The 3,964-nt window shown below is 47.4% G+C and carries 4 protein-coding genes; all 4 read right to left on the bottom strand.

Features of this window, described 5'->3' with window-relative positions; all coding sequences use genetic code 11:
* Positions 1–80 precede the first annotated feature (80 nt).
* Entirely contained in the window at positions 81–875 is a 795-nt protein-coding gene (locus SFV55_RS13545; protein ID WP_320030048.1) for a sterol desaturase family protein, read from the bottom strand.
* Positions 876–940: 65 nt separating this feature from the next.
* Entirely contained in the window at positions 941–1,660 is a 720-nt protein-coding gene (locus SFV55_RS13540; protein WP_320030047.1) for a hypothetical protein, read from the bottom strand.
* Between the two features lie 246 nt (positions 1,661–1,906).
* The gene (locus tag SFV55_RS13535; protein WP_320030046.1) at positions 1,907–3,421 is read right to left on the bottom strand and encodes a Do family serine endopeptidase; all 1,515 of its coding nucleotides are present in this window, start codon (positions 3,419–3,421) and stop codon (positions 1,907–1,909) included.
* Positions 3,422–3,547: 126 nt separating this feature from the next.
* A partial coding sequence (locus tag SFV55_RS13530) for an Hsp20/alpha crystallin family protein (protein ID WP_320030045.1) occupies positions 3,548–3,964 on the bottom strand: 417 nt, incomplete at its 5' end.

Here is a 3,964-nt window from a genome sequence, read left to right as displayed (position 1 = left end):
GAGAATGTTGCGGTTTTGATATTACGGATAACAATCCGGCAATTCGACTACGCTCAGTGACCAATTTGTTAGCCTTAATCTCAACTCCTCAACTCCTCAACCCTATTTTTAATCTGATTAAACGTATGTTCATATTCCGGGTGGTTGGTGCCCATCAGGCGATCCCAGATGTTGAAATAGAGGCCAAAATTGTAATTGACCTTGGCGTGGTGCATGTTGTGGTGGGTAGGCGTGTTGAACCATTTCCAAAAAGGATGATTCACAAAACCCTTGGGTGCAATCTCGTAGCCCAAATGCCCCAGTACATTGAACAACAAGGACCAGGTCGCAAACAAAAACAGCACCAGTGGGTGAAAAGGCATCACCAGAACGATCATTGGCACTACCCCGATTTCCAAAATCGCTTCCAGTGGATGGAAAGACAAAGAAGCCAGAGGCGTAGGGTTCCAGGACAAATGGTGCACCCGGTGCAAAATCGGAAACAAGCGGGGATGATGCATCCAGCGGTGCATCCAGTAAAAATAGGTATCGTGCAAAAACACCAGGAACCAAAACGAAAAAAACAGGTAGGCCCAGCCGTACTCATTCAGGCTTAGATAAATATGGGTATACCCGTTTTTGCGCAGCCAATAAATGCCGAGGCCGATCGTCGCCCATACAAATGCTGTGGCAATTGAGTGGGACAGCTCATTGAGCAAATGTTGGGTTTTGGGGTAGGTTTGCTGGATTTTTTTGATAAAAAAACGTTGTTTGAACAACACATAGAAAATCAAAAAAGCAGTGCCAGCAAACACCAGGTAGCGCAAAAAGATGGCCAGTGATCCCAACAACCAGCCAGGGAACAGGCCAAATTGTTCAATGAGGTATTGCATCATGATGAGTTTGTGTTTCAGAATCCAGGAGTTCGAGTGATTTCCCCGAACTCCCTATCCCCTTTGAATCAATTGAGGTCGATCTCATACGTTTTGCCGTTCACAGTCAGGGTAGCTTGTTTGTTGCCTTTGAATACAATGCTACCTTCTACCAGGAACTGGGCTTGTTCACGCAGTTGTCCAGTTTGCACCTTGAAAGTAACCGTGCCCCCGGTGATGCTTGGTGTGGTCGCTTTGCTTACACTAAGCTTGCTCACGGTGGCATCGATTTGGGAATAAAAATGTGTTTCATTCCGCACTTTGGACACTGGTTTGGCCATTTGGATAAAAGAACCATCCAACTGGTAAGTACTTGCCGATTTGGCCAATCCGCTCAGCGTAAAATCGCCGTCACTTTCGCTACTTGAGCTAAGAATCTTGCTGTCAAGGTTTCCACTTCCAGCTGCCACCACCCTGGCCGAAACAGGTACTTTGAGTTGATTGCAATTGAGTGTCCATTGGAGGTTTATGCTACCTGTTTTGCTGAAATTGCCTTGGGTGATGGCATTGGAAAAGGTGGTATCCTGAGTAGCGCCGCATACACCGTTGGTCAGCAATTGTCCTTGCACAGATTGGGTACCAATTTTGGCTAAATCCTGAGTCAGGGTACTGGCCAATTCCGCTACAATCGCGGTAGTTGTTGCATCTATTTCGGTGCTGAGCTGATCGTCCTGATTTTTTTCACAGGAAGTGCTTATTCCAGCAAATACGAACAAAGCCAGGGCATAAACAAAATTTTTGGATTGCATGATGGGTGTTTTTTGATGTAAAAGATATTGTTGTTTGTTGTTTGATGAGTCAAAGAACGGCGGCTTGGCGAGGGATTGCAAAAAGATTCAACGAATGGTGGGATTATTTCAATGAAAGGTCAAAAAAGTTAAGGCGTACACTTTTCTGCCGAAAAAATGTACGCCTTAACTGCACTTAAAATTCGAAGCAATTGAGCTGACTTTGGGAAAAAGGCACCCTGATCGAGCACCTCACCATCAGGATGTTTACAACCCAAATGCGTAATAATACTCCCCGGGCAAATCTTCATACACCCCTTCCAACATCACCCCTCCTTTCTTTTTGCTGAGGATACGAGTAAGATCCTCCACACTGTTCACACTTTGGCCATCTACCTTGGTGATGATGAAACCTTCGCGCATGTCGGTATTTTTGCGCAACTTACCTGCGCTAAGGTTTTTCACTCTGACCCCACCTGGAATCTCCAGTTTTTTAGCCACTTTCGCATCGAGGGTTTCAAAGTCTGCCCCCAGGGCATCCAATACACTCTGATTTTCCTGGCGCACCAGAGCGGTTCCACCCTTACGGTTGTTGAGGGTTACCTTGAATTCTTTCTCCTGGCCTTTGCGATTCACCTTAATGTTGACGACATCACCAGGTCTGTGGCGGGCAATAGCCTCCTGCAACTCTGGAGAGCTTTGTACCTTTTGTTCATTCACCGCTACAATCACATCACCAGGTTTGATCCCGGCGGCACCAGCGGCACTTTTTTCCAGCAAACTATCTACATAGGCTCCCGCGGCCGTTTCCAGGTTCTTTTCCTTTTTCAGGTTGCCATCCACCGTACGGATCATTACGCCCAGGACGCCACGCTGTACCGTACCAAAACGCAGCAGGTCTTCTACCACTTTGTTGACAATGTTACTGGGCACCGCAAAACCGTAACCGGAATAAGCTCCGGTTGGGCTGGCGATGGCCGTATTGATGCCAATCAAAGCGCCTTCGAGGTTTACCAAGGCACCTCCGCTGTTGCCAGGGTTAATCGCTGCATCGGTTTGAATGAAACTCTCTACGGCAAACTGTTCTTTGAGGATATTGATGTTGCGCCCTTTGGCACTGACGATGCCCGCTGTAACGGTAGAAGTCAGGTTGAAAGGGTTACCTACGGCCATGACCCATTCACCAACTTTTACCTCATCGGAATTGACCAGAGGTAAAACGGGAAGGTTCTTTTCTTTGATTTGGATCAGGGCCAAATCGGTGCTAGGGTCAGTCCCCACTACACTTGCTTTATAGGTGCGATTGTCATGCAAGGTAACCTCCAGGTCATCCGCATCTGCAATAACGTGGTTGTTCGTAACGATGTAGCCGTCCGGGCTGATGATCACCCCGCTGCCCGTTCCTACTTGCAATTGTGGGTTGCGGCGCTGTTGAGGCGATTCGCCCGGGCCAAAATAAAAGCGCTCCCCAAAAAAGTCTTTGAATAAATCACCTTCAGGCAGCTGGCCAAAAGGGTTGGGGACATTGCGCTGAGCACTGGCATGCACCTGGGTGGACTTGATGTGAACCACCGCATCCATCACTTTGGCTGCGGTTTGGGTAAAGTCCAGAGGAATAACCTCCCCTTTGTCGTTCAGGGTGTACACGGCCTTGGCCGCTGGTGTGCTGTTGATGTGTTCAATTTTGATGGCACGCTGATTTTGGAACAGGGAATAAATCCCCAGAGTAGTGCCTGTCACTGCCAGTGAGAGCAATCCGGAGAAGATCAGGATCTTTTTCATGTTCTCTTCCAGTTTTAAAGCAAACTTGAAATTTGTTCGTAAAAGTTGGTGCATTCAGTTTCAGCAAAGTGCAGTGGCTGAACTGCTGCAGCCACTGCTTTTGCTTGAATCAATTAAACCAAAAGACTATTGCACAACAATGGTGCGTGGAGGAAGCGCCTTGGCTTCTTCTTTTTTGGGAATCAAAACCCGCAAAATACCATTGTTGTACTCTGCTTTGATTTTGGACTCATCCACCACCGTTTTAGGCAAATGGAAGGAACGTTCGAAGGCTTGGTAGCTGAACTCGTGGCGGGTGTAACGCTCGTTGTCTTTCATCTCTTGCTTCCATTCCTTTTGGGAAGAAATGGTCAACACCTCGTTGTTCAGCTGAATGTTAAAATCACCCTTGTCCATTCCGGGGGCAGCCATCTCAACTGCAAAACCCTCATTGTTCTCTACAATGTTTACCGACGGGATGGTGGTGTGGGTAAATGAATTGCTGCGATTGTTGAAGTCGAACAAATCGCGGGTAAAGAAGTCGTCAAAAAGACGAGGGAAGGT

This window comes from Haliscomenobacter sp., from assembly GCF_033763495.1.
In the GTDB taxonomy this organism is placed as follows: Bacteria; Bacteroidota; Bacteroidia; order Chitinophagales; family Saprospiraceae; genus Haliscomenobacter.
Note: the sequence above shows the minus strand (reverse complement) of the source record. Positions and strands in the feature narration are given on the sequence as shown.

Bases quoted from the DNA above. Each gene is read 5' to 3' on its own strand.
- SFV55_RS13535 (WP_320030046.1), bottom strand. From the start codon at position 3,421: ATGAAAAAGATCCTGATCTTCTCCGGATTGCTCTCACTGGCAGTGACA.
- SFV55_RS13540 (WP_320030047.1), bottom strand. From the start codon at position 1,660: ATGCAATCCAAAAATTTTGTTTATGCCCTGGCTTTGTTCGTATTTGCT.
- SFV55_RS13545 (WP_320030048.1), bottom strand. From the start codon at position 875: ATGATGCAATACCTCATTGAACAATTTGGCCTGTTCCCTGGCTGGTTG.